The organism is Streptomyces sp. Y7 (assembly GCF_043195415.1).
GTDB lineage: Bacteria > Actinomycetota > Actinomycetes > Streptomycetales > Streptomycetaceae > Streptomyces.
Genome location: NZ_JBIDDQ010000005.1, coordinates 238,879 through 263,162, shown reverse-complemented (window position 1 = coordinate 263,162; position 24,284 = coordinate 238,879). Strand labels below are relative to the sequence as shown.

Genomic DNA, 24,284 nt, shown 5'->3' with positions numbered 1-24,284 from the left:
GCCGTGGGTCAGGACCGGTCCAGCCGCGGCCAGGTCAGCACCGTCGACCCCCAGGTCAGCCCACCGCCGAACGCGGTGAGCAGCACCCGCTGCGCCGGCTGCAGCACCCCCCGGGTGTGCGCCTGGTCGAGCGCGAGGGGGATGGACGCGGCCGCCGTGTTCCCCACCTCGGCGATGTTGCTGAAGCACCGCTCCCTGGGAAGCCCGATCCCCTCCGCGACGTGGTGGGTGATGCGGAGGTTGGCCTGATGGCTCACCAGGTGGTCGACGTCGCCGGCGTGCCAGCCCGCACGGGCGAGCACGGCCTGCGCCGAGCCGGTCATGCGGCGTACCGCGTGGCGGAACACCTCCTTGCCGGACATGGCGAAGTACGCCTCGTTCGCGCGCGGCGCCTCCCCGGAGAGGCGCTGCCGCGAGCCGCCCGCGGGCACGGTGATGAGGGACTCGCCCTCTCCGTCGCTCCCGAGGTCGAAGGGGCCGAGCGCTCCGGGTTCTGTGGCGGTGCCGGAACGCAGGACGACGGCGCCGGCTCCGTCCCCGAAGATGACGGAGGTGGACCGGTCATCCGGGTCGAGAAGGGTCGAGAAGGTCTCCGCCCCGATCACCAGGACCCGGTCGGCCACCTCCGCGAGGATCAGGCCCGCCGCGGTCGCCAGCCCATACACGAAGCCCGTGCACACGGCGGACACGTCGTAGGCGGCGGTCCCCGTCATGCCCAGGCGGGCGGCCACGACCGGAGCGGTCGCCGGACAGGGACGGTCCGGCGTGGTCGTGGCGACGATCACGGCGTCCACGGTGGGCTCGCCCGAGCTCTTGAGGGCCTTCGCGCCCGCGCCGACGGCGAGGTCCGAGGTGGCCGTGCCCGGTGCCGCGACGTAGCGCTGTGCGATGCCGGTCCGTGAGCGTATCCACGCGTCGGAGGTGTCCAGCCGGCCGGCCAGCTCGTCGTTGGACACGGCCCGGTTCGGCAGGCAGCTGCCGACGCCGGCCATGACGGCGGCCCGGTTCACCGGAGTCCGCCACAGGGGTCTTCGGCGGTGCCCTGCTTCGGCCTGTCCGCACGACGTGCCACCACGTGAGCTCCTCGTCCTCCGGGGCCTGGGCTGCTGTCCGAGCCGAGTCTTGTCCGGTGGCCTGACCGATGGCTTACCAAGCACTGACCGATGACTGACGCGGCGTGCGGCCGCGGTTCTGGGGCGGTCGGTGCGGTGCGGACTCCGGAGGGCGGGGCGCCGGTCCGGTCAGCGAGCCGTAAGCCATCCGTCAGTGGCCGGTAAGTCCCACGTCCCAGACTCGGTACGGCGAACACCCGGCACGTGAATGCGCGTTCGCCCCTGCTCCCCGCGGAGCGTGAGGACGGGCCTCCGGAAAGGTAGGGCGCATCCCATGAGTGCGATGTACGGCAGGCTGGTCGGCCTTCTCGTCGACCGTTTCGAGGTGGACCGCGCCGAGATCGGCCCGGACACCACGTTCGAGGACCTCGACATGGACTCCCTGTTCCTCGTGGAACTGCTCCTGGTGATCCAGTCGGAACTCGGCGTGCACCTCGACGACGACGCCGCCTCACCCGGCGACACGATCAGCCAGGTCGCCGAGCTGCTGGAACGGCAGACCACCACCACGGCCTCGTCATGACCGCACGCACCCCACCCGCCACCGCCGTCACCGGGATCGGCCTGGTCACCGCCGCCGGCATCGGCAGCGACGCCACCTGGCAGGGGGTGTGCGCGGGCAGGTCGGCCGCCGCCAGGAACCCGCTGCTGGCGGGCCTGTCCGTGGACATCTCCTGCACGGTGCCGGGCTTCTCCGCGCGTGAGCACGTGGGGCGGCGCAGTTCTCTGACGCACGACCGGTTCATCCAGCTCTCCATCGCCGCGGCGCGGGAGGCCGTCGCCGACTCCGGCCTGGACCCCGGGACGTGGGACGGTGCGCGTGTCGCGGTGGTGGTGGGCTGCGGTCTGGGCGGTGTGGCGACGTGGGAGACCCAGCACCGGCGCATGCTGGAGCAGGGGCCGCAGGCGGTGTCCGCGCTGCTGATCCCGATGCTGGTGCCCAACATGGTCGCCGGCCACCTGGCCATGGACCTGCGGGCCACGGGTCCCAACTTCGTCACGGCGACAGCCTGCGCGTCCGGGGCCACCGCGATCGGCGCGGCGCTGCAGCTGCTGCGCGACGGCAGTTGCGACGTCGTGATCGCGGGTGGCGGCGAAGCGGGCGTGAGTCCTCTCATGGTGACCGGCTTCGCCCAGATGGGGGCGCTGTCGAGACGGCTCGACGAACCCGCCGCCGCCTCCCGGCCGTTCGACGCGGACCGCGACGGGTTCGTCATCGGTGAGGGCAGCGGCATGCTGGTCCTGGAGCGGGAGGCGGACGCGCGGGCCCGTGGAGCACGTGTCCGGGCGCGACTGGCCGGATACGGCGCGTCGGCCGACGCCCACCACATGACCGCCCCGGACCCCGAGGGCACCGGCGTCATCCAGGCCCTGCGCACGGCACTGGCCGCCGCGGACGTCATGCCGGACGAGGTGGACCACGTCAACGCCCATGGCACGTCCACGCCGTTGAACGACGCGGCGGAGGCGCGGGCACTGCGCAAGGTCCTCGGCGAGGGTGCCGCCGTGACGTCGGCCAAGGGCGTCATCGGTCACACGCTGGGGGCGGCCGGTGCGATCGAGGCCGCGCTGACCGTGCTCACCGTCGAGCGCGGGACGATTCCTCCGACGGCCAACCTGCAACGGCCGGATCCCGGCATCGAGTTGGACGTGGTCGCCGGTTCGCCGCGCCGGCGCGGCGTGGAGGTGGCGGTGAGCAACTCGTTCGGCTTCGGCGGTCAGAACGCCGTCCTGGTCGTCACAGCCGCATGAGTCGTCACAGCCGCGTGAGCGGGCGGCCGCCGTCGACGGATCTTGTCCGGAAACACCCCCGGCCAGTCGGCCCCGACATCGGAAGAATCCGACAGGTGACCAAACCAATCCTGATCCTGCAGCGCGTCGTCGGCGTCCTCTACGTCATCGCGGGCGTCGGCAAGTTCTTCCCGGAGGTCGAGTCGGTGGAGCAGCGTCTGAACGACGCCGCCGACGCCAACCACGACATCGCCGTGCTCGGGGACTTCACCGACTGGCTCGCCGAGAGCCCGACAGCCGTCACCGTCTTCGTCGCGGCCGCGATGGTCGTCAGTGGCCTGGTGTTGATCCGCAACCGGGAACTGGTGCTCGCGGCGCTCTACGGACAACTGCTGATGCTGGTCCTCTTCGTGATCATCCTGGTCGGCAGCGTGCCCGAGATCCTGCTGCTCGACGCCGCGTTCTTCGCCGCCGCCGTCCTTCTGATCGTGGTGCACCGCCGTGCACCGGCCGGCTCCTCCCGTCACCGCGCCGAAGCCGGGGCGGACACAGAGACGTAAAGGCCCGATGCCCATGTCCTTCACCGTTCCCCACGACGAACTCGGCCATCTGGAGACCCAGGTCCAGGGCGCGCTGCGCACCGCGGACGACAGCTCCCTGGACATCCTGGGCCATGGCGAGGTCACCCTGGTGCTCCGGCTGCGGACCGCCCAGGGTTCCTATGCCTGCAAACGGCTGCCGGTGTTCCCCGACCGCGCGCGCTTCGAGAACTACCGGCGTGGCCTCGACGAGTACCTGCGGCGCCTGGCCGACACCGGCCTGAACGTCGCCGGCACGCGGTTGTGGCACGCCCATCGGCCGGGCGGGCGGATCGTGGCGTACTGCGTGCAACGCGAGCTGCCGGAGCGGCGGCTGTGCTCCCGGCTCCTGCACACCGAGGACGAGACATGGGCCAAGGACTTCTTCTCGCGCTTCCTGGACCAGGTGGACCGCACGGTGTCCCCCTCCCTCGGGCTGGACGCCCAGGCGTCCAACTGGATGGACATGGGCGGCGAGTTGACGTATCTCGACGTGACCTCCCCTCTCATGCGTGACGACAGGGGCCGGGAGAAGCTCGACGTCCGGCTCTTCTTCACCTCGCTGCCGTGGGTGCTGCGCGACGCGGTCCGGCTGTCGCTGACCAAGTCGATCTTCGACAAGTTCTACGGGACGCGCGGTGTGCTGCTGGACTTCCTCGGCAATCTCCACAAGGAACGGCTCGACTCGCTGATCCCGGCGTTCCTGGACCAGGCCAACGGCCGTCTGGCCGAGCCCATCACCGCCGAGGAGGTCGCGGCCTACTACCGCGACGACGCGCGGATGTGGGAGCTGATCCAGCGGCTGCGCAAGGCCGACCGCTTCTGGCACCTGAAGATCCGGCGCCGCCCCTATCCGTTCCTGCTGCCGCCGCCCGTGGACCGCTGACGTGAGCACCGTGACCGCACCGCCTGCCCGCGTGACGGTGACCGGGCTCGACGACTGCCTGACCCTCGATCCGGGACGGCCCTTGTACGTCCGTCACGTGCGCGGGCCCCTGACGGTGTCCGTGGTGTCGATCGCATGGCTGCGCACGATCGACGACCGGGCTCGTACGGCCCTGGAGTCCCGGCACCTGAGCGCCGCCGAGTCGGTACGGGCGCGTCAACTGCGGCTGCCCAAAAGGCGCTTGGAGTGGCTGGCGGGGCGCCTGGCGCTCAAGCACGCGGTGTGCGCGTACGGGCGGCGGCACTTCGACGCGCGGACGGGCACCCGCGACGTGCACATCAACGCCGTCACCCAGGGCCTGCGGGCCGGCAGGCCGTGGGTCGACCTCCCCGTCGAGGTCGGGCTGTCCCACTCGGTGGACTTCGCCGTCGCCGTGTGCGGTCCGCGCGCCGTCGGCATCGACGTCGAGCGCACCCGGCGCATGCCCCCGATGCTCACGGAGCTGCTCACTCCCACGCCCGGTGCGGCGACGGACCCGGAGTCCGCCGGTGTGCGGGCCATGCCGCTGTCCTTGCGCTGGGCGTGCAAGGAGGCGGTGCTGAAGCACTTCGGTTTCGGCCTGCGCGTCGACCCGCAGGAGGTCGAGCTGACCGGCTGGCGTCCCGACGGCCGTTTCTCGTGGCGAGCCGGGCCGGGTCTGCGGCGTCATGTGTCCCGGGGCGACGGGACTCGGTTCGACAGTTGGGCACGTGAAGTCGACGGCTACTCCGTGGCGTTGGTGTGGCGATAGGAGCTCAGCGGCAGTGACATCGACATCCCCCTCCCCGTCCGCTCCCGCGAACCGGGGAGTGGCCTTCCAGGACGCGCTCCAGGTGGCGGCCGAGATCGCCGCCCGCAGTCCGTCCTCGCACAACTGTCAGCCCTGGGGCGTGGGGTGGACGATCGGCGCGGGCGCTCGGCGCACCGCGACGGCGCTGCTCGCGGAGACCGCCGAGCGGGCGGGCTGCGGTCCCGCCGCGCAGGACGAGTTCGAGTACCTGGTCCTCGCCCTGGACCGTGCGCGGCGGCTCACCGCGCTCCCCGCGCACGGGGTCGAGATGCTGGTCAGCTGTGGCGCGTACGCGGAGATCCTGCTGCGGGCCCTGGCCGCCCAGGGCTGGCGGGCGGACGGGGTCCGCTTCGTCGACCCGGCCGGGCCGGTCCACGGGCTGAGGGACGCCGATCCCGACCGGATCTTCGGTGGCCGGTGGCCGCGTGCCTGGGTGCCGCTGTGCGTCGTCCGCCTGGCGCACGCGCACACCCCCGGGAACGAGCTCGCCGAGCTGGGCGACACCGTTCGCGCCCGGCACACCAACCGGGGTCCCTACCGTCCCGACAGGATCGACCCCGCCGCGCTCGCGGGGCTGTCGACGGCAGGATCGGGGCTGTCGTTGGTCCGGGCAGCGGCGGGGCACGACGCGGAGGTCACCGTCCGCCACATGACGGACGGTGCGGAGCGCGCCGCGGTCGCCGACCTCGTCCGTAGGCACGGCGGGCGCGATTTCAGCCACCGTGCCGCCTGGAGGGAGACGCACTCGTTCATACGCCGTGACGAGGCCGACGCCGAGACCAGCGGGGACGGCTTCACTCTGGGTCAGCTCTTCGGACCGATGGCGCCGCCGCGTCGACTCGGCATGCGGATCGCTCTGGCGCCCGCGACCATGCGGGTCCTGCGTCATGTGGGCTACCACCGGCTCCTCGCCCGTCAGCTCGCCGCGGTGGTCCGGTGCTCTCCTGCCGCCGTCGCCCTGGGCTTCGACGACGAGGCGCCCGGCGTCGAGTCCGTCGTCCGCGGCGGCGCCGTTCTGGCCGACTACTGGCTCGGTGCGACCCGCGCCGGACTGGTCCTGCATCCCGTGAGTGTCATCCTCCAGCACGACGACGCCCGGGCCGAGTTGGAGGGTCTGCTCGGGCTGCCGGGGCGGGCGTTCTTCGTGAGCAGACTGGGACGTGCGGCCACGCAGTTCCCGCCGTCTCGCCGGCTCGCGGCGTCCCGCGCGCTGCGACTCGTATGACGCTCACCGGATAGGCGGCTGTCAACGTCCAAGTCTCGTGTTTTCACTACCTCATTACGTGCTAGCCTCAATGTGCGCTTATACGAATTGTTACATGGGCGAAAAAGAGGACCTCACAATCAGTCGCCCTGGGCAGCAATGAGTGTCGGAAGCGCGCTTCGGCGCACTCTCGGGGGAGGCACGGACTTTGCACCACCGCATGCGACCACGACCGAAATCCGCCCGCCGGTCCACCTGGACAGTCCACCCAGCCATCGCCCGATGAGGGCGTTCCCGGCCCACGTCATACCCCTGGCCATGACGGGTGGACGACCCCTGCACCCGCGCGGTCCCATCCCATGGGAGGAAGCCGGTGATCATTCGTGTGCTCATTTGCTGCGAGGACGCAATCCTGGGTGCCGGGATGCGAGCGCTGCTCGACCAGGAACCCGACATCACCGTGGTCGGCAACACGACGGGCGCCGAGTCCGCGGCAGCCGCCGCGCAACAGGAGCCTGACGTCCTCGTGATCGTGTCACCTGCGCTGACCGTGGAGCACAAGCGGGAACTCGCCGCTCTGTCCAACGGCACGAAGGTGGTCCTCATCGCGAAGACGGAGAACGCGCTGCGCTGCGTCGAGGCCCTGCGCGTCGGTGTCCAGGCGGTCCTGACTCCGGGCACCTCGGCCGACGAACTGGTGCACATACTGCGGACGGTCAGCGCCGGCGGGGCCATCGTCATATCCGAGGAGGCCAGGCCGAGCCTCCTCCACCACCCACCGGACGAGACCTGCCCGGAGCCGGCCATGAGCCTGATGGCCCCTCTGACACCACGGGAATCCGAAGTGATTGTGCTGCTCGCCCAAGGGAAGTCCAATGCCGGGATAGCAGAGAAATTGTCTGTTTCCACGGCGACGGTACGGACCCACGTTCACCATTTACTGAGGAAGCTCGGAGTGGGCACACGCGCACAGGCCGTAGCCGTCGCCTACGAGTCCGGCCTCATCTCGGCGATCGGGCGAAAATCGGCCACCTGAGCCGGCACCGAACTGAAAAGGATTCAGTTTGTGTTTCAACCTTGCCGCGTGAAACTCCTACGCCCGGTACCCGTCGCCGATCCGTTCTCCCGTCACCTCCTCGACGACCCGCGCCATATGACCGAAGTCCTCGACGAGCCGCTGAAACGGTGAGCTTTCCATGTCGCGCTCGAACGCCTCGCGACTGGTCACCTCGATGATCTCGAAGTATTGAAGGGGGCCGACCGACGGTTCGGACGGCCCGGCCACCACTCGCTGGACACCGAAGGCGAGGACGCTGGGCAGCTCGGGGCAGGTCGCGTAGTCGACCTCCCGCACCCACTTCTCGAAGCGGTCGGCTTCGACGCCGTCGTGCAGTTGTATGCGGTGCATGATGATCGGCAAGGTGGGCCTCCGGCCGGATGGGGGGTGGGGCGCCGTCGCGGGCGGGACCGTCAACGGCGTCGGCGTGGGCGCGGGTTGGTTCCCAGACCCAGCGCGCGGGCGATGTTGTTCTTCTGGATCTCGCTGGTGCCCGAGAAGACGCGTGCGGGCAGGGCGTCACGCAGGAAGGTCTCGGCCTCTCCCTCGACGATCCCCAGGCCGCCACGGACCTGGACGGCGTCCAGGCCCAGCTGTACGGCGGCCTCGCTGACCGCGAGTTTCGCGAGTGCCGGTGCGATCTCGTCCTGGCTGCCGCGTGCCAGTTGCCAGGCGGCCTTGTACAGCAGGAGCCGGGCGGACTCCAGGCGCACCGTCATGTCCACGATCCGGTGGCTGACCGCCTGGAAGCCGCCGATGGGGGAACCGAACTGTTCGCGCTCCCCGGCGTATTCGATCGTGGACTCCAGGATGCGGCGCATCGCGCCCAGGTATATGGCGAACAGGCAGACGCGCTCCCACTTCATGGACGCGGAGAAGACACTGGCCCCCGAGCCCTCGGCGCCGAGCATCTGTCGGGCCGGGACGACGCAGGCGTCGAAGTGGACATCGGCCGTGGGCGATCCACGCAGTCCGACCTTGTCGTAGACCGGACCGACGCTGAGTCCGGGGGTGCCGGCCTCGACGATGAACGCCGTGAGTCCGAAGAAGCCCCCGTTCGGCTCGGTGGCCGCCTGCACCACGAAGGTGTCGGCGACGGGAGCGTTCGTCGTGAAGCACTTGCTGCCCTGGAGCACGTACGCGTCTCCCTTGCGCTCCGCGCGGGTTCGCAGGTTCAGCGCGTCGGATCCCGCCTCCGGCTCCGTGATGCCGTGCGCGGCGATCCGCTCTCCCGAGCAGAGCGCGGGGAGCCACTCCCGCTTCTGTTCCTCCGTCCCGAACTCGACGATGGGCATCGCCGAGGCGAACAGATGGGCGGCGACGGAGAAGGCGAACCCGGTGTCCTCGGTGCCGTAGCCCAGTGCCTCCATGACGACGGACGAGGTGACCGCGTCCAGACCACTGCCGCCGTACTCCAGGGGTACCGCACCCCCCACCAGCCCCTGTGCGCCCGCGAGCCGCCAGCGCCTGCGGAAGTCACCGGCGTCGAACACGGTGCGCTCGGCGTCCTTGCGGCCGTCGAGCTCGCGCCGGGCGAACGCGACGACCATCGCGCGCATCTCCTCGGTGTCCGCGTCGAATTCGAAGTTCATCGCGCTCCGTCCAGGTGCTCTTCGACGAGTACGTGGTAGTTGATGCCTCCCGTGCCGAAGGAGCTGACGGCCGCCCGCCTCGGCTGCCCGGGCCGGCGGTGCCACGGCGAGGGTGCGGTCGGGACGACGGCCGGGACGGCGTCGAGGTCGAGCGCCGGATTCAGGGTCCGCAGGTTGGCGTTGGGCGGCAGCGTCCCTGCCCGCAGGGCGAGCAGCGTGCGCAACAGCCCGGCACTGCCCGCGGCCGCGAAGGTGTGGCCGAAGAACGACTTGGCCGACCCGATCTCCAGCGGTCGGGAACGCTGCTCGCCGCCGTACATCCGTGCCGCGGCCGCGATCTCGACCCGGTCTCCGACCTTGGTCCCGGTGCCGTGCGCCTCCAGGTAGTCGACCGCGGACGGCCCGAAGTCCACCTCGGCGAAGGCTCGTCGCATGGCCAGCAGCTGCCCCTCCACGTCCGGGGCGATCAGGGACTTGGCGTCGTTGGACGCCCCGATGCCGCTGATGAGTCCGACGATGTCGTCACCGTCGCGGCGCGCGTCGCCGTACCGCTTGAGCAGGAAGAGGCCACACCCGTCGCCCGGGCTGAAGCCGTCGGCCGCCTGGTCGAAGGGTGCGTTCGTGCTGTGCGACAGCAGCCCGAGCGCCGAACAGAGCACCATGTCCCGGGTGTTGCAGGCCAGCTCGACCCCGCCCGTCACGGCGAAGTCCGCGGTCCCCTGCCGAAGCGCGCCGACGCAGAGGTCGAGCGCCGCGAGGGACGAGGCGCACGCGGCCTCGACACCGAGGGGCACGGCGTCGAGCCGGTACTCGTTGGCCAGCAGTGCCGCGACGCCACTCGCCAGGCAGCCGTCGAGGGCAGCCGGTGACATCGCGTGGTCCGGCGCCCCCGGCATCCTCTCGCGCACCGTTTCCAGCAGGGCCTTCTTCTGCAGTGCCGACAGACCGTCCAAGCCGGGAAGTCGCAGGACCGTCTCGTCCCAGGACCGCAGGGACATCTCCGCGTGGGCACGGCGCTCGCGCGTCAGACCCAGATTGGTGCCGATCGCGACGAGTCCCGTGCCGGTGAGCCGTCCGGCCGCACCGCCTGTCCCCGGGTGCGCCGCGCGTCCCCGGAACAGCTCGGCGGCCACGGCGAGCGCAAGGCGCTGAGTGTCGTCCATGGCCGCGTGGCGCAAGGGGATGATCCGCACGTCGCCGGGAGGCTCCTGCGGCACCGGCACATGACCGCCGTGGTCGGTGTAGCTGTGGGTGAGACTGAGGGCTCCCGGTGCGTAGTACAGCTCCCGGTCGAGCACGGACTCCGGAACAGGGCCGATGCGGGTCTCGCCGGAGCTGACGACCTGCCAGAAGCTGTCGGCGTCGGCCGCGCCCGCGAAGCGGCCGGCGACTCCCACCACCGCGATCGGTTCCGGGCACGGCACGGCCGTGGTCCCGCCCCCGGTTCCCTGGACCCGGCCCGGCGTGGACGACGCACGGCGTTCGCCCGGCCCCGTCGGCTCTGCGGCGGCGCCGGCCCCGTCATCCGCGTACTCCTGGACCACGAGGTGGCAGACGGTCCCGGTGAACGAGGCTCCGAGCACCGCGGCTCGGCGCGGAGTGGCATCGGCGCTCGCGCGCCACTCCTCGCTCCGGGCCGGCAGCCGCAGCGGTGTGCCGCCGGGAGGACCGCTCTCGACTGCGCCGCCCAGCGCGCGCTGGGGAGGAATCCGCCGGTGGTGCAGGGCGAGAGCGACCTTGGTGACGGCGGCGACACCGGCGTTGGCGAAGGTGTTCCCCAGCCGCTCCCGTACGCTGCCCACGGCCACGGACGCCGAAGCGGCACCCCCGTGCAGCCCTGCCAGCGCCTCCAGTTCCGCCTCGGCCTCAGCGGCGACGGCCGAGCCCACGCATTCCACGTACGTCACCGACTCGGGTCGCACCGCGGCAGCGCGCAGGGACGCCCGCGCGAGCGAGCGGCGCACCTCGGCGGAGCGTGAGGAGCGGAAGGCGCCCGGACGGGAGTCATGGCGCACGGAGGAGTCGAGGATCACGGCGTAGGTCCGGTCGCCGTCCCGGACGGCGCGGGAGAGCCGCTTGAGCAACAGGGCACCGACGCCTTCGCCGACCCGGCCGGGCTCGTGCCCGGTGGTACCCCGGCTCGTCGGACCCATGAGTCCCTTGGCCCGCAGAGCGCTGGTGAGGAAAGGGCTCTCCCACCGCTGTCCCGTGACCACGAGGACCGCGTCGGACACCCCGCGGCGGAGGTTGCGCACCGCATGGTCGAGGGCCACGAACGAGGTCGCCTCCGCCGCCTCGACCGCGAGCGTGCGGCCGCGGAATCTGAAGGCGGTGGCGATCCGGGCGGGGATCGTGCTCGCCATCTCGCCCACCCGGTCGTGCGGGGAGGCGCCCGTGTGCCGTGCCACCAGCGACCGCAGTTCGCCGGCGGCCGCCCGCGCCGCCGCCTCGTCGACGCCTTCCGCCACGGCCGCCAGCTCGACCTCGTGGGCGTAGCGGCCGGCTGCGATCCGCAGCGCGTTGGCGTGCTGGCGATCCAGGCCGAAGCAGGTGCCGGTGATGACATCGGTACGGTCCGCCGGCAGTGCCTGTCCTGGATGCCCGGCGTCCGACAGGCACTGGCGTGCCGCCTCCAGCATGAGGACCTGCATACGGGCCATGGCCCCCGCCTGCGCCGGCGGAATACCAAATCGGGCAATGTCGATGCGCAGGTCGTCCAGAGAACCGGCAGCGGGATCCCCGACGCCGCACGAGAATTCCCGATTCAGTAATTCCCAGTACTCGTCCGCTCCCGAAACACCGGGATAAAGGGCCGCGATCCCCACGATCGCCACAGGCTCATCAGGGGACACGCACTCGTCGCGGCGCAATTCCGAATCGGAGGGCATGATGCGGTCTCTCCTACAAGTCGTTCGGCCCGTCACCCGCGCGAATTCCGCATGGACCGAAGGCGGGGAACAGGAGAACACGGGTGGCGGACGAACACATCGGCGCGAGCCCGGCCTCGACGCGCCGGGCCGTCCGCTACCTGCTGACCGCCGCGGGTTCGCCCTGACTCGGCAGGACCGCGGCCGGCAGCCTCAGTGCCGGGTCCTGGGCCAGGATCTCGGCGTGCAGGCGCTGCAGTGGCGCTCCCGGCTGTATCCCCAGTTCCTCGTCGAGTCGCCGCCTGGCCCACCTGAAGAGGTCCAGCGCCTCCCCCTGCCGGCCCGCGCGGTACAGAGCGACCATGAGGAGTTCGCAGAAGCGTTCCCGTAGCGGGTGGAGGGCGACGAACTGGCGCAGTTCCGCGATCGCGCGGCCCTCGTCGCCGACCGACAGCAGAGCGCCGACCAGGTCTTCACAGGCGGTCAGCCGGCGTTCGTCGAAGAGGGCCGCCGCGCCCCGCACGCGCAGGCCGTCGCCCGCGTCGAGGAGGGCAGGACCGCGCCAGAGATCGAGAGCCGACTGCAGGACCTCCCGTGAGCGCTCGGGCCGCCTCGGCAGGTGCACGGCCCCCTGGGAGGCCAGATCGAGGAACCTGTTGCCGTCCACGCACTCCGGTGGCACCTCCAGGAGGTAGCCGTTGTTCACCCCGCGCAGCACGGAGCCGCCGCGCCGGCTCGAGGTGGGCTCGATCGCCCTGCGCAGTCGGGTCGCGGTGGCCTGCAACGCGTTTCGGGCGTTGCGGATGGCCCGCCCGGACCACAGTTCGTCGACGAGGTCTTCGTTGGACACCGCCCGCCCCGCCTCCAGCGCAAGGGTGGCGAGCATGGCGCGGACCTTGTTGGCTCGAATGGCGCGTATCTGCCCATCTGCGACGACGGAAACCGGGCCCAGTATATTGATTTGCAAGTGTCGCTCCCCCGAGTCCGACGCACAATGGAATCATTCCTGCCGGTCAGCAGGAACGCACCATTCGAAAGGATCAGTGACTCCAGGGAACTACCGTTGGCCGGCGACAGGAGTTTTTTGATCCGCTCAACTCTGGCTTGAGTTTTTCAGCCATCGCCGAGCCCTGTCATCCATCCAATGATGTATTTCCGCACTCCACCATTGGTTGACCCGCGGCGGGCCGCCGCATCCACCATTCGTTGAGGTGCTCGCGCGGCAGCAGGACCGACGACGCTACGGAGTGCGGTGGCGAGCGCTTCTCAGCGGGCGGTCCGCGTGTGGACGTACTCGACCAGCCGGGTCAGGGCGTCCGGGTCGGTGGACGGCATGACGCCGTGGCCGAGGTTGAAGACGTGGCCCTCCAGGCCGGCCGCGGCGTCCAGCACCTCGCGGGTCTTGGTCTCGACCGCCTCGGGGGTGGCGAACAGGACGGTCGGGTCGAGGTTGCCCTGGAGCGCCTTGCCGGGGCCGACCCGGCGGGCGGCCTCGTCGAGCGGAACGCGCCAGTCGACGCCGACGACGTCCGCGCCGGCCTCGCCCATGAGCTTCAGCAGCTCACCGGTGCCGACACCGAAGTGGATGCGCGGGACGCCGTAGCCGGCGACGGCGTCGAAGACCTTCGCGGAGGCGGGCATCACCGAGCGGCGGTAGTCGGCGGGCGCGAGGGCGCCGGCCCAGGAGTCGAAGAGCTGGACGGCGGAGGCGCCGGCCTCGATCTGCACCTTGAGGAAGGCCGCGGTGATGTCGGCGAGGCGGTCGAGCAGGTCGGCCCACAGCTCCGGGTCGCCGTACATCATCGCCTTGGCGTTCTCGTACGTGCGGGACGGACCGCCCTCGACGAGGTAACTCGCGAGGGTGAAAGGCGCGCCGGCGAATCCGATGAGCGGGGTGGCGCCGAGCTCGGCGGTGAGCAGGCCGATGGCCTCGGTGACGTAGGAGACGTCCTCGGGCGTGAGGTCGCGCAGCTGGGCGAGGTCGGCGCGGGTGCGGATGGGCCGCTCGACGACCGGGCCGACGCCGGGCTTGATGTCCAGGTCGATGCCGATGGCCTTGAGCGGCACGACGATGTCGCTGAAGTAGATCGCCGCGTCCACGTCGTGCCTGCGCACGGGCTGGAGGGTGATCTCGGTGACCAGCTCGGGCCGCATGCAGGAGTCCAGCATGCCGATGCCCTCGCGCACCTTGCGGTACTCGGGGAGCGAGCGCCCGGCCTGCCGCATGAACCACACCGGCGTGTGCGGCACGGGCTCGCGCCTGCACGCCTTCAGGAAGGCGGACTCGTACGTGGCTGACGGCGGCGTCTGGTTGGCACTCACGGGGGCAAGTCTCGCACGGCCGCGACGGCCCGAGCGCCGGGGTTGCCGTGTTGTCCGGGTGTCCCTCCCTGCACGAAGCCGTCGTTCCCCTTAATCTTCCCGGCATGGCTGCGGCTCAGGGAAGACTGTCGGACGGTACGGGCGGAACGGATGACGCGAAGGAGGCCGGGGAGGGGGACCGGCATGCGCACAGTACGGCTCCAGCGGCTTTCCGTGCCGCTGTCGAGGCACTGCGGGCGAGTCGGCTGCGGCCGCAGATCGAGGTCGAGCAGACCAAGGCGCCCCAGCGGCTCGCCCCGTACGCGTACGCCCTGGAGGCGGCCGTCGTCGACGGCGACCAGGACCTGGCCGACGGCCGGCTGGTGCTGCTGCACGACCCGGCGGGCCACGACGCCTGGCGGGGCGCCTTCCGGCTGGTGACGCTGGTGCGCGCGGAGCTGGAGCCGGAGATGGCCGCCGACCCGCTGCTGCCCGAGGTGTGCTGGTCCTGGCTGACCGGCGCGTTCCAGGCGCGCGGGCTGTCGTACGGCGAGCCGAGCGGCACCGTCACGCGCGCGAGCTCCCACTACTTCGGTGGCCTGTCCGAGCGGCCGGCGGCCTCGCAGATCGAGATCCGTGCCTCCTGGACCCCGCGTGAGGGCCTGGGCGGAGTCCCGGACACCGCGGCGCATCTGGCGTCCTGGTGCGATCTGCTGGCCCAGATCGCGGGTCTGCCGCCGGCCGGTCCCGGGGACGCGTCGGTGGTGACCCTGCCGCAGCGCCGCGACCCGCAGTCCCGGTGAGCCCGCACGGCATCCGACGGCCGGACGCTTGACCGTCACTTTGTCGATACGGCCACTTTCGGTCAGGAAACAGTCCATGGTCGATGCGATTCCTTCACCGAACGATCGACCACGTGTCTGAATTGCCCCAATTGTTACTCACTAAATCGTGATCTTTCCCTAAAGGGCCAGAGGTTTGGTGCCGAAGACGACTGTGACCTTGAAAGCCGTCCCCGCACCCCAGGAGGCCCGGTGTCCGTTCTCCTCGAGCAGCCCGCAAGCCTGGTCGCCTACCGCCCGAACAAGCCGACCGCCATGGTGGTCGTGGCCGACCCCCGCGTCCGCTCCACCGTCACCCGTCATCTCTGGGCTCTCGGTGTGCGCGATGTCATCGAGGCCTCGTCCATCGCGGAGGCCCGTCCCCGCGTCGGCAACCCCCGCGACATCTGTGTCGCCGACGTCCACCTTCCCGACGGCTCCGGCCTCACCCTGCTGTCGGAGACCCGCGCCGCGGGCTGGCCGAACGGCCTCGCCCTGTCCGCCGCCGACGACATCGGTGCCGTACGCAACGCCCTCGCCGGCGGTGTGAAGGGCTACGTCGTCACCGGTACCCGCACCAACGTCGGGCTCCCCACCCGGCCCGGTGCTGCCCCCATCGGCGCCGCCGCCGCCCGTATGCACCGTCGCCACCCGGGTGCCCCGAGCCACCCGGGCGGCTACCGCGAGCTGTCCGGCCGTGAGGTCGAGGTACTGCGGCTGGTGGCGGAGGGCCAGTCGAACAAGGCGATCGGCGTCTCGATGGGCCTGTCCGCCCTGACCGTCAAGAGCCACCTCGCCCGCATCGCCCGCAAGCTCGGCACCGGAGACCGCGCCGGTATGGTCGCCGTGGCGCTGCGCACCGGCATCATCCACTGAGCCCACCCCATCGAGCCCTGCCGCCATCGATTCAACGCTTGATCATTCACTGACGTGAACGGGATCGGCCGCTGATCCCCGTCTCGTCCCCTGTCCGTCGTGAGCCGGATCCTTCACTTGACTGACTGGTTTACGACCCTTGAGCGCCCGCCGACGGAACGTTCCGTCGGCGGGCGCTGTCCATACACAGATACCCTTGACATGTGACCGACGCCCAAGAAACCGCAGCAGACAGTTCACTGCGAACCACCGGAGGCGCCCCTCCGGAAGACGACGGATCTTCTGTTACGGAGGCGCCGATCCCTTTGCTGGAGCCCCGCGAGGGCATTCCGCCCGTGATCGCCGACGAGGCCGCGCTCGCCGAGGTGATCGCCGCCTTCGCCGCGGGCTCGGGCCCCGTCGCCGTCGACGCCGAACGCGCCTCCGGCTACCGCTACGGCCAGCGCGCCTATCTGGTGCAGCTGCGTCGCGCGGGCGCGGGGTCCGCGCTGATCGACCCCGTGGCCTGTCCCGACCTGTCCGGCCTCGGCGAGGCGCTGGCCGGAGTGGAGTGGGTGCTGCACGCCGCCACCCAGGATCTGCCCTGTCTGCGTGAGATAGGCATGGTGCCGACCCGGCTGTTCGACACCGAGCTGGCCGGACGCCTCGCCGGCTTCCCCAGGGTCGGTCTCGGCGCGATGGTCGAGAGCGTGCTCGGCTTCGTCCTGGAGAAGGGCCACTCGGCCGTCGACTGGTCGACCCGCCCGCTGCCGGAGCCCTGGCTGCGGTACGCGACGCTGGACGTCGAGCTGCTCGTGGACCTGCGCGACGCCCTGGAGAAGGACCTCGACCGGCAGGGGAAGCTGGAGTGGGCGCGGCAGGAGTTCGACGCGATCGCGTCCGCGCCGCCCGCCGAGCCGCGCAAGGACCCCTGGCGGCGCACCTCCGGGATGCACAAGGTGCGCAGACGGCGGCAGCTCGGTGTCGTGCGGGAGCTGTGGCAGACACGGGACCGGATCGCGCAGAAGCGGGACGTCTCGCCGGGCAAGGTGCTCAGCGACGCGGCCATCGTCGAGGCGGCGCTCGCCCTGCCGGCCACTGTGCACGCCCTGTCCGCGCTCAACGGCTTCGGGCACCGGATGGGCCGACGGCAGCTGGAGCAGTGGCAGGCCGCGGTCGACCGTGCGAAGGCCCTGACCGAGGCGCAGCTTCCGGCGCCCGGCCAGCCCGTCGCGGGTCCGCCGCCGCCGCGGGCGTGGGCGGACAAGGACCCGGCCGCCGCGGCCCGGCTCGCCGCCGCCCGGGCCGCGGTCTCGGTGCTGGCCGAGCAGCTCAACATGCCGCAGGAGAACCTGATCACCCCGGACACCGTGCGGCGGGTCTGCTGGGAGCCGCCGAAGGAAGTGAGCGCGGAGACGGTCGCGGAGGCGCTCGCCGGCCACGGCGCGCGGCCGTGGCAGGTCGAGCAGGTCACGCCGGTCCTGGTGGCCGCGTTGTCCGCCTAGTCGCCGTCACCGGTTCTCCCGGTACGGCGACCGCGGGCACCTGTGGCCGCTCGCGCGGTTCGGACGGGGCGCCTACCTGGTCGCTCCCTTCGTGAAGCCGTTGTAGATGAACCGCTGCAGGAGCAGGAAGACGATCAGTGTCGGCAGGATCACCAGGACCGCTCCTGCCGAGATCGTTTCCCAGTGGGCGCCGAACGGGCCCTTGAAGCGGAACAGCGACGTCGAGATCACGCCAAGATCTTCCGAGGGCATGTACAGAAACGGAATGTAGAAGTCGTTGTAGGTGGTGATGCCCTTGACGATCACCACCGTCGCGATGGCCGGCTTCAGCAGGGGGAAGATGATCCGGCGGTAGACCGTGAAGGCGTTGGCGCCGTCCAGGCGGGCCGCCTCGTCCAGGGAGACCGGGATGGAGCGGACGAACTGGAGGAAGATGTAGATCGACACGATGTCGGTGCCCATGTAGAGGGCGATCGGCGCCCAGAGACTGTCGAACATGCCGAGGCTGTCGACGATCTGGAAGGTCGCCACCTGGGTCGTGACGCCGGGGACCAGCGCGGCGACCAGGAACAGGGCCACGACCAGTTTCTTGAAGCGGAACGTGAAGCGGTCGATGGCGTACGCCGTCATCGAGCCGATCAGGACCGTGCCGCCGATGGCGAGGAGCAGGATGACCGCCGTGTTGGCGAAGGCCGAGAGCATACGGCCGTCCTGGAACGCCGTCGCGTAGTTGGAGAAGTTCAGCAGGTCGGCGGGGAGGTCCAGGGCCCCGCTGCCGTTCGCCATCTCCCGCTCCGACTTGAGGGACGTCAGAACCACGGCCGCCAGTGGGAGCAGGACCACCACCGTCGCGGCGATCAGCGACCCGTACATCAGGGCGCGGGCTGCGGTACGGCGCGTCATACGAGGTCCGCCTTGTCGTCGGGGACGAGGCGCCGCTGTACCCAGGTGACCGCCAGGACGATCAGCAGCAGCGCGACAGCGGCCGCCGAGGCGAGCCCCGTCCTGTTGAACTGGAAGGCCAGCTTCACGGTCTGGATCACGAAGGTCTCGGTGCCGGTCGCCCCGCCGGTCATGATGTACGGGATCTCGAAGACCGACAGCGAGCCCGAGACCGACAGGATCACGGTCAGGGACAGCACCGGCTTGATGCCGGGCGCGATGATGTGGCGGAACTGCTGCCAGCGGTTCGCGCCGTCCAGTTCGGCCGCCTCGTACAGCTCCCCCGGGATCGACTGGATCGCGCCGAGGAAGAGGACGAAGTTCAGGCCCAGGTAGCGCCAGACGGACACCGCCGCGAGCGAGGTGTTCGCGGAGGCCGGGGTGCCGAGCCAGGCCCGGTCCGTGTGCACGCCGAACAGGCTCAGCACCGAGTCGAGGGTGCCGCCGTCCTGGAAGAAGTACAGGAAGACGAAGCCGATCGCGACGCCGTTGATCAGATACGGGAAGAACAGCACGCCCTTGAAGAAGTTCCGGAAGCGGACGTCGAAGCTCAGGATCGTGGCGAAGTACAGGGCGGCGACGATCTGGACCACGGAGGCGGCCAGGTAGTAGCCGCTGACCCAGAACACCTCGAACAGGTCGGGGCGGGTGAGGAGTTCGGTGTAGTTCCCGGTGCCCGTGTAGTGCAGCTCGGGGCTCACGCCGTCCCAGTCGGTGAAGCTGTACGCCACCATGTTGGCGATCGGCGCACAGGTGAAGACGATCAGCAGGGCCAGCGGCGCGAGCAGAAACAGCCAGGGGGTGGCCCCTCGCCACAGCCGTGCCGGGCGCGGGGCGGGGGCCGGTCCGGGCACCGGGGGCCCGGGGGCGGGCTGGACGGCCGCCTTCTCGGTCGTGTCCGTCATCAGGACCCCAGGGACGCTTGCGTGTCGGTCCACTTCTTCGCGAGGCCGGCCAGGAAGTCCTCCAGGCTGCCCTTGGTGGCGCCGCGCGCGAGGTCGACCAGGTCCTGGCGGTAGTCCGGCTTGTTGATGCCCACTTCGGACCGGTTGTCGATGGACTTCACCTCGGCGCCCTTGGTGTCGTCGAGGTCGAGGAGCTCGACTCCCCGCTCCTCGTAGGGCGCGAGGACGTCGGGCAGCGGGGCGTCCTTGAGCGGGGACAGCGCCAGGTTGTCCGCCGCGTAGCCGGACTTGTCGGTGAACCAGTCGAGCCAGGCGCGGGCCGCCTCCTTGTGCTCGGAGTGGATGTTGACGGCCTGGTTGTAGTCGGGCAGGGCGACCGCGCAGAACCTTCCGTCCTTCTGCGCCGGGAACGGCATGAACCCGATGTCGTCCGGGTCGGCGCCGGCCTGCTCCGCCGCGCCCCGCATCTGGATGACCGCCCAGGAGCCGAGCCACATCGTGGCGATCTCGCCCTTGGCGACACGGGGCTTGGACGCCTCCCAGTTGGTGGTCGTGGGGTCCTTCTCGATCAGGCCCTCGCGCACGATGTCGTACAGCAGGGTGTCGGCGGTGCGCAGGTCCGCGCCCTCGGCCCACGGGTCGCCCTCGGCGAGCCTGGTCGTGGCCTGTTCGTCGCAGCTGACCGAGCCGTTGACCTGGGTCCACTGGGTGAGCGGCCACATGTCCTTGAAGTTGGTGTAGTACGGGACGGCGTCGGTCCTGGACCTGATGGCCTTCAGGTCGTCGAGGAACTCGTCCGGCGTGGTGGGCCAGTCGGTGACGCCGGCCCGCTGCCAGACCTTCTTGTTGTAGATGAACCCGGGGACGGCACCGAGCGGGCTCTGGCCGTAGACCTTGCCGTCGACGGTGGTGTAGTCGGTGAAGCGGTACTTCTTGCTCCGCTCGGCCGGGGTGCCGAGGGAGGCGAAGAACCTCGGGTAGTCCTTCTTCTCGATCACGCCGGGGATCATGAGGACGTCGCCGTAGTTCTCCGTGTTCATACGGATCTTGACTTCGCCCTCGTAGTCGGTGACGGCGTCGAACTCGACCTTCACCTTCGGGTACGTCCTGCCGAACTCGTCGGCGTACGCCTTCATCGTTCCGTCCTGGACGAGGTCGGTGCGATGGGTGAGGACCGTGATGGTGCCGCTCACCTCTGACGGGTCGTCGGGCGCCTTGGCCTCCGCGCCCTTCGAGCTTCCTCCGGTGCCGGTGCACGCCGAGAGCATCAGGGCTGCTGTGGCGATGGCGAGGACTGTACGGCGGTTCATGTGCGTCAGCTCCGTTCTGGGGACGGACGAGGACGAGCATGTGCGGGTTGGCTGGTTCGGAACTCTGACAACGTTTTCTTAACCGGTAAAGTCCCTATCTCGCCAACGATGCCAAACTGTTTCCCAGTACTGGGATGAATCGGTTTAGGAGTGCGCGCATGCTTCAGGCGACACCACTCACCGACGGATGGATCCTGCGACACCCCGAGGGCGCGGCCGCCGCGCTGCCGGCCGCCGTGCCGGGCTGTGTGCACACCGACCTGCTGGCCGCCGGAGTGATCCCGGACCCCTTTCTCGGGCGGGCCGAGACCGAGGTGGCGTGGGTGGGGCGACGGGACTGGACGTACGAGACCGATCTGGACGCCGCCTCCGCCCATGAGCAGAGCGACCTCGTCTTCGACGGGCTCGACACCGTCGCCGAGATCCTGCTCGACGGCCGGGTCCTCGGCCGGGTGCGGAACATGCACCGCTCGTACCGCTTCGACGTCACGGGCCTGAGCGGGCGGCTGGCGGTGCGTTTCGCCTCCGCGTACGCCGAGGCGGAGGCCATGCGCGGCAGGCTGGGCGAGCGGCCCGCCGCCTATGCCGAGCCCTACCAGTACCTCCGCAAGATGGCCTGCTCCTTCGGCTGGGACTGGGGGCCGACCCTGGTGACCGCCGGGATCTGGCGGCCGGTTCGGCTGGAGCACTGGTCGACGGCACGGATCGCGCGCGTGCGGCCCGTCGTGCGGGTCGAACAGGGCACCGGGCAGGTCGAGTTGGCGGTCGACGTGGAGCGGACCCGGGTCGAGGCGCCGCTCACGATCGAGGCGACGGTCGCGGGCGTGCGGGCGCGGGCCGAGATCGACGGGACGGAGGGGACCGTACGGCTGACCGTGCCGGACGTACGGCTGTGGTGGCCGCGCGGTTACGGCGAACAGCCCCTGTACGACGTCGAGTTGCGGCTGCTGCACGGGGATGCCGCACTGGATGCGTGGCGGCGCCGGATCGGCTTCCGGACCGTCGGGCTCGATCGCTCCGCGGACGAGCACGGCACCGGCTTCACCCTCGTCGTCAACGGCGAGCGGCTCTTCGCGCGGGGCGTCAACTGGATCCCGGACGACGTGTTCCCGTCCCGGGTGACCCGCGAGCGGTACCGCACCCGGCTGCGGCAGGCCGCCGGCGCGGGCGTGGATCTCGTACGGGTCTGGGGCGGCGGGATCTACGAGAGCGAGGACTTCTACGACGCCTGCGACGAACTGGGGCTGCTGGTGTGGCAGGACTTCCCGTTCGCGTGCGCGGCCTACCCGGAGGAGCAGCCGTTGCGCGGGGAGGTGGAGGCCGAGGCCCGCGAGAACGTCGTACGGCTGATGCCGCACCCCTCGCTGGTGCTGTGGAACGGCAACAACGAGAACCTGTGGGGGTTCCGGGACTGGGGCTGGGAGCCACGGCTGGCCGGGGACTCCTGGGGCGAGGGGTACTACCTGGGCGTCCTGCCGCGGGTGGTGGCCGAGCTGGATCCGACGCGGCCGTACACGGCGGGCAGCCCCTGGTCCGGGACGTGGGACCGGCATCCGAACGATCCCGCTCATGGCACGCACCACTCCTGGGAGGTGTGGAACCGGCGGGACTACGCCGACTACCGGCTGAGCGTGCCGCGCTTCGTGGCCGAGTTCGGCTGGCAGGCGCCGCCCGCGTACGCCACGCTGCGGCGGGCGCTGCCGGGTGAAAAGCTCGCGCCGGACTCCCCCGGGATGCTGCACCACCAGAAGGCGGACGACGGGAACGGGAAGCTGAGGCGGGGGCTGGAGCGGCATTTCGCCCTGGCCGAGCAGGGCGCCGAGAACGGCTCCGCGCGGGACTTCGACCGGTGGCACTACCTCACCCAGGTCAATCAGGCGCGGGCCGTCGCGGCCGGGATCGAGCACTGGCGGTCGCGGTGGCCGGTGTGCGCGGGGACGGTCGTCTGGCAGCTCAACGACTGCTGGCCGGTGACCTCCTGGGCGGCGATCGACGGGGACGGGCGGGAGAAGCCGCTCTACCACGAGCTGCGGCGGCTGTACGCGGACCGGCTGCTGACGCTGGGGGAGCGGGAGCGGGGGCTGGAGCTGGCCGTCGTCAACCAGGCCGCCCGGGCCTGGACCGGTACGGCACGGCTGCGGCGGATGTCGGTCGAGGGGACGGTGCTCGGCGAGACGCGTGTGGACTTCGGCGCCGGGCGGCGTGCGGTGGCCCGGCTCGGCGTGCCGAAGGAGCTGGAACCCGTCGGGCCGAAGGAGTTCCTCGTGGCGGACGCGGACGGTTCACGTGCCGTGCACTTTCCCGCGCCGGATCGCGAAGTACCGTATCCCCGGCCGGAGTTCGACGTCGCCCTCGTGCCGGGCGGGGTGCTGGTCACGGCCCGCACCCTGGTACGGGACCTGCTGCTCCAGGCCGATCGGCTGCACCCGGACGCCCGGGCCGACCGGGGGCTGGTGACGTTGCTGCCGGGCGAGGAGGTGACCATCGGGGTGAGTGGCTGGGAGACTCCTGACGCGGCCGCCGCCCGGTCCGCCCTGTACTGCATGGAGCCCTCCCGATGACGACCTCGCGCGTCACCATCAAGGACGTCGCCGCGCGTGCCGGTGTGTCCAAAGGTGCCGTCTCCCTCGCCTTCAACCACAAGCCCGGTCTGTCCGAGGCGACCCGGGACCGGATCTTCCGGGCCGCGCGGGAGCTCGGCTGGGCGCCGAACCTCACGGCGCGGACGCTGGCCGGGTCGCGGGTGGACGTGGTGGGGCTGGCGATCTGCCGGCCGGCCCGGCTGCTCGGGCTCGAGCCGTTCTACATGGAGTTCGTCTCGGGCGTGGAGAGCGTGCTGACCGAGCACTCCTGCTCGCTGCTGCTGCGGCTGGTGCGGACCGTGGAGGAGGAGGCCGGGCTGCAGGACACCTGGTGGCGCGGGCGGCAGATCGGCGGGTCGATCCTGGTCGACTTCCGGGCGGACGACCCCAGGCCGGCGACGGTCGAGCGGCTCGGGATGCCGGTGGTCGCGGTCGGACACCCCTCGCTGACCGGCGGACTGACGTCGGTGTGGACGGACGACGCCACCGCCGTGACGGAGGCCGTGCGGTATCTGGCCGCGCTCGGGCACCGGCGGATCGCGCGGGTGGGCGGGGCGGCGGCACTCGGGCACACGGCCATCCGTACGGCCGCGTTCGACGAGGCCGCGGGTGCGCTGGCGCTGGCGGGGGCGTGGCAGGTCGCGACGGACTTCTCGGGCGACGCGGGGGCGCGGGCGACCCGGTCGCTGCTCGCCGCGGCACCGGAGGACCGGCCCACGGCGATCGTGTACGACAACGACATCATGGCGGTGGCGGGGCTGGCGGTGGCGGCGGAGATGGGGCTGCGGGTGCCGGAGGACGTGTCTCTGCTGGCGTGGGACGACTCGCAGCTGTGCCGGCTGACGCATCCGACGCTGTCGGCGATGAGCCATGACGTGCACGGGTTCGGGGCGGAGGTGGCCCGGACCCTGTTCGGGGTGATCATGGGGGACGGGGCGGGGTCGCATCCGGTGCCCACCCCCGTGCTGACTCCCAGGGGGTCCACGGCTCCGCCTCGGTGAGGTCTCGTGCGGGCGCATGGGGGCTGGTCACGCAGTTCCCCGCGCCCCTGGGCGGCGTGGCTCCGACCCCCGATCGAGTGTGACCTTCGCCGCTCCATCCTCCAGGACTGTGCAGCTACGTTACTCATAAGTAGCATGAGCCTGAGCGCGCGCTCAGCGCTTGCGTGCCGCAGCAGTGCAGATCCCGCACCTCTGGAGGAGAGCCA

At 70.9% G+C, this 24,284-nt stretch carries 21 protein-coding genes; 12 read left to right on the top strand and 9 right to left on the bottom strand.

Annotated features, from left to right (window positions below; translation table 11 throughout):
- Positions 1 to 8: 8 nt before the first annotated feature.
- Entirely contained in the window at positions 9 to 1,010 is a 1,002-nt protein-coding gene (locus tag ACGFW6_RS16640) for a beta-ketoacyl-ACP synthase III (RefSeq protein ID WP_393509434.1), read from the bottom strand.
- Between the two features lie 376 nt (positions 1,011 to 1,386).
- Between ACGFW6_RS16640 and ACGFW6_RS16635 the strand changes: the two genes are divergently transcribed.
- From ACGFW6_RS16635 to ACGFW6_RS16605, 7 genes are all read left to right on the top strand, one after another.
- A complete protein-coding gene (locus ACGFW6_RS16635; RefSeq protein ID WP_393509431.1) occupies positions 1,387 to 1,635 on the top strand; it encodes an acyl carrier protein in 249 nt (82 codons plus the stop codon).
- Positions 1,632 to 2,864, top strand: coding sequence for a beta-ketoacyl-[acyl-carrier-protein] synthase family protein (locus ACGFW6_RS16630; RefSeq protein ID WP_393509428.1), 1,233 nt, complete (start codon positions 1,632 to 1,634; stop codon positions 2,862 to 2,864). Before ACGFW6_RS16635 ends, ACGFW6_RS16630 begins: the two co-directional genes overlap by 4 nt.
- Positions 2,865 to 2,959: 95 nt before the next feature.
- Complete coding sequence (locus ACGFW6_RS16625) at positions 2,960 to 3,403, top strand: DUF6041 domain-containing protein (RefSeq protein ID WP_393509425.1); 444 nt, start codon at positions 2,960 to 2,962, stop codon at positions 3,401 to 3,403.
- A 13-nt stretch (positions 3,404 to 3,416) separates the two neighbouring features.
- Complete coding sequence (locus tag ACGFW6_RS16620; RefSeq protein ID WP_393509422.1) at positions 3,417 to 4,307, top strand: DUF6206 family protein; 891 nt, start codon at positions 3,417 to 3,419, stop codon at positions 4,305 to 4,307.
- Position 4,308: 1 nt separating this feature from the next.
- The gene (locus tag ACGFW6_RS16615; protein ID WP_393509419.1) at positions 4,309 to 5,097 is read left to right on the top strand and encodes a 4'-phosphopantetheinyl transferase family protein; all 789 of its coding nucleotides are present in this window, start codon (positions 4,309 to 4,311) and stop codon (positions 5,095 to 5,097) included.
- Between the two features lie 13 nt (positions 5,098 to 5,110).
- Positions 5,111 to 6,361 (top strand): RedV protein, encoded by a 1,251-nt coding sequence (locus tag ACGFW6_RS16610; RefSeq protein ID WP_393509416.1) that lies wholly within the window; start codon positions 5,111 to 5,113, stop codon positions 6,359 to 6,361.
- 304 nt (positions 6,362 to 6,665) lie between these two features.
- On the top strand, positions 6,666 to 7,376 hold the full coding sequence (locus ACGFW6_RS16605) for a response regulator transcription factor (protein ID WP_393509413.1): 711 nt from the start codon (positions 6,666 to 6,668) through the stop codon (positions 7,374 to 7,376).
- Between the two features lie 57 nt (positions 7,377 to 7,433).
- On the opposite strand, the gene ACGFW6_RS16600 is transcribed toward ACGFW6_RS16605, so the two are convergent.
- The 5 genes from ACGFW6_RS16600 to hemE form a co-directional block, all read right to left on the bottom strand.
- A complete protein-coding gene (locus tag ACGFW6_RS16600; protein ID WP_393509410.1) occupies positions 7,434 to 7,748 on the bottom strand; it encodes a RedY protein in 315 nt (104 codons plus the stop codon).
- A gap of 62 nt (positions 7,749 to 7,810) precedes the next feature.
- Positions 7,811 to 8,989, bottom strand: coding sequence for an L-prolyl-[peptidyl-carrier protein] dehydrogenase (gene redW / locus ACGFW6_RS16595; protein WP_393509407.1), 1,179 nt, complete (start codon positions 8,987 to 8,989; stop codon positions 7,811 to 7,813).
- Positions 8,986 to 11,877, bottom strand: coding sequence for a polyketide synthase (locus ACGFW6_RS16590; RefSeq protein WP_393509404.1), 2,892 nt, complete (start codon positions 11,875 to 11,877; stop codon positions 8,986 to 8,988). Before ACGFW6_RS16590 ends, redW begins: the two co-directional genes overlap by 4 nt.
- A 136-nt stretch (positions 11,878 to 12,013) precedes the next feature.
- Complete coding sequence (locus ACGFW6_RS16585; protein ID WP_393509401.1) at positions 12,014 to 12,742, bottom strand: BTAD domain-containing putative transcriptional regulator; 729 nt, start codon at positions 12,740 to 12,742, stop codon at positions 12,014 to 12,016.
- 380 nt (positions 12,743 to 13,122) lie between these two features.
- Positions 13,123 to 14,178 carry a uroporphyrinogen decarboxylase gene (gene hemE / locus ACGFW6_RS16580; protein ID WP_393509398.1) on the bottom strand — a complete coding sequence of 352 codons (1,056 nt, stop codon included), beginning with the start codon at positions 14,176 to 14,178 and terminating at the stop codon, positions 13,123 to 13,125.
- A gap of 104 nt (positions 14,179 to 14,282) precedes the next feature.
- Here hemE and ACGFW6_RS16575 point away from each other — a divergent pair, with 104 nt between their 5' ends.
- From ACGFW6_RS16575 to ACGFW6_RS16565, 3 genes are all read left to right on the top strand, one after another.
- Positions 14,283 to 14,960: a DUF3000 domain-containing protein gene (locus tag ACGFW6_RS16575; protein ID WP_393509395.1), complete on the top strand. Its 678-nt coding sequence runs from the start codon at positions 14,283 to 14,285 to the stop codon at positions 14,958 to 14,960.
- A gap of 231 nt (positions 14,961 to 15,191) precedes the next feature.
- Positions 15,192 to 15,854, top strand: coding sequence for a response regulator transcription factor (locus ACGFW6_RS16570; RefSeq protein WP_030967662.1), 663 nt, complete (start codon positions 15,192 to 15,194; stop codon positions 15,852 to 15,854).
- A gap of 203 nt (positions 15,855 to 16,057) precedes the next feature.
- Entirely contained in the window at positions 16,058 to 17,338 is a 1,281-nt protein-coding gene (locus tag ACGFW6_RS16565) for an HRDC domain-containing protein (RefSeq protein ID WP_393509392.1), read from the top strand.
- A 72-nt stretch (positions 17,339 to 17,410) separates the two neighbouring features.
- Here ACGFW6_RS16565 and ACGFW6_RS16560 read toward each other — a convergent pair whose 3' ends face one another.
- The 3 genes from ACGFW6_RS16560 to ACGFW6_RS16550 are packed head-to-tail and all read right to left on the bottom strand — an operon-like array spanning position 17,411 to position 20,495.
- Positions 17,411 to 18,241, bottom strand: coding sequence for a carbohydrate ABC transporter permease (locus tag ACGFW6_RS16560; protein WP_393509389.1), 831 nt, complete (start codon positions 18,239 to 18,241; stop codon positions 17,411 to 17,413).
- On the bottom strand, positions 18,238 to 19,185 hold the full coding sequence (locus ACGFW6_RS16555; RefSeq protein ID WP_393509386.1) for a carbohydrate ABC transporter permease: 948 nt from the start codon (positions 19,183 to 19,185) through the stop codon (positions 18,238 to 18,240). The genes ACGFW6_RS16560 and ACGFW6_RS16555 overlap by 4 nt, the downstream gene beginning before the upstream one ends.
- A complete protein-coding gene (locus tag ACGFW6_RS16550) occupies positions 19,185 to 20,495 on the bottom strand; it encodes an ABC transporter substrate-binding protein (RefSeq protein WP_393509384.1) in 1,311 nt (436 codons plus the stop codon). The genes ACGFW6_RS16555 and ACGFW6_RS16550 overlap by 1 nt, the downstream gene beginning before the upstream one ends.
- Before the next feature lie 158 nt (positions 20,496 to 20,653).
- On the opposite strand from ACGFW6_RS16550, the gene ACGFW6_RS16545 reads away from it, so the two are divergent.
- Both ACGFW6_RS16545 and ACGFW6_RS16540 read left to right on the top strand, forming a co-directional pair.
- A complete protein-coding gene (locus tag ACGFW6_RS16545) occupies positions 20,654 to 23,056 on the top strand; it encodes a glycoside hydrolase family 2 protein (protein ID WP_393509381.1) in 2,403 nt (800 codons plus the stop codon).
- Entirely contained in the window at positions 23,053 to 24,078 is a 1,026-nt protein-coding gene (locus ACGFW6_RS16540; protein WP_393509378.1) for a LacI family DNA-binding transcriptional regulator, read from the top strand. The genes ACGFW6_RS16545 and ACGFW6_RS16540 overlap by 4 nt, the downstream gene beginning before the upstream one ends.
- Positions 24,079 to 24,284: the final 206 nt, after the last annotated feature.

Excerpts from the sequence above, each read along its gene's own strand:
- ACGFW6_RS16635 (WP_393509431.1), top strand. The coding sequence starts at position 1,387 with ATGAGTGCGATGTACGGCAGGCTGGTCGGCCTTCTCGTCGACCGTTTC.
- ACGFW6_RS16630 (WP_393509428.1), top strand. The coding sequence starts at position 1,632 with ATGACCGCACGCACCCCACCCGCCACCGCCGTCACCGGGATCGGCCTG.
- ACGFW6_RS16620 (WP_393509422.1), top strand. The coding sequence starts at position 3,417 with ATGTCCTTCACCGTTCCCCACGACGAACTCGGCCATCTGGAGACCCAG.
- ACGFW6_RS16600 (WP_393509410.1), bottom strand. The coding sequence starts at position 7,748 with ATGCACCGCATACAACTGCACGACGGCGTCGAAGCCGACCGCTTCGAG.
- redW (WP_393509407.1), bottom strand. The coding sequence starts at position 8,989 with ATGAACTTCGAATTCGACGCGGACACCGAGGAGATGCGCGCGATGGTC.
- ACGFW6_RS16590 (WP_393509404.1), bottom strand. The coding sequence starts at position 11,877 with ATGCCCTCCGATTCGGAATTGCGCCGCGACGAGTGCGTGTCCCCTGAT.
- ACGFW6_RS16585 (WP_393509401.1), bottom strand. The coding sequence starts at position 12,742 with ATGCTCGCCACCCTTGCGCTGGAGGCGGGGCGGGCGGTGTCCAACGAA.
- ACGFW6_RS16575 (WP_393509395.1), top strand. The coding sequence starts at position 14,283 with ATGGCTGCGGCTCAGGGAAGACTGTCGGACGGTACGGGCGGAACGGAT.
- ACGFW6_RS16560 (WP_393509389.1), bottom strand. The coding sequence starts at position 18,241 with ATGACGCGCCGTACCGCAGCCCGCGCCCTGATGTACGGGTCGCTGATC.
- ACGFW6_RS16555 (WP_393509386.1), bottom strand. The coding sequence starts at position 19,185 with ATGACGGACACGACCGAGAAGGCGGCCGTCCAGCCCGCCCCCGGGCCC.
- ACGFW6_RS16550 (WP_393509384.1), bottom strand. The coding sequence starts at position 20,495 with ATGAACCGCCGTACAGTCCTCGCCATCGCCACAGCAGCCCTGATGCTC.
- ACGFW6_RS16545 (WP_393509381.1), top strand. The coding sequence starts at position 20,654 with ATGCTTCAGGCGACACCACTCACCGACGGATGGATCCTGCGACACCCC.
- ACGFW6_RS16540 (WP_393509378.1), top strand. The coding sequence starts at position 23,053 with ATGACGACCTCGCGCGTCACCATCAAGGACGTCGCCGCGCGTGCCGGT.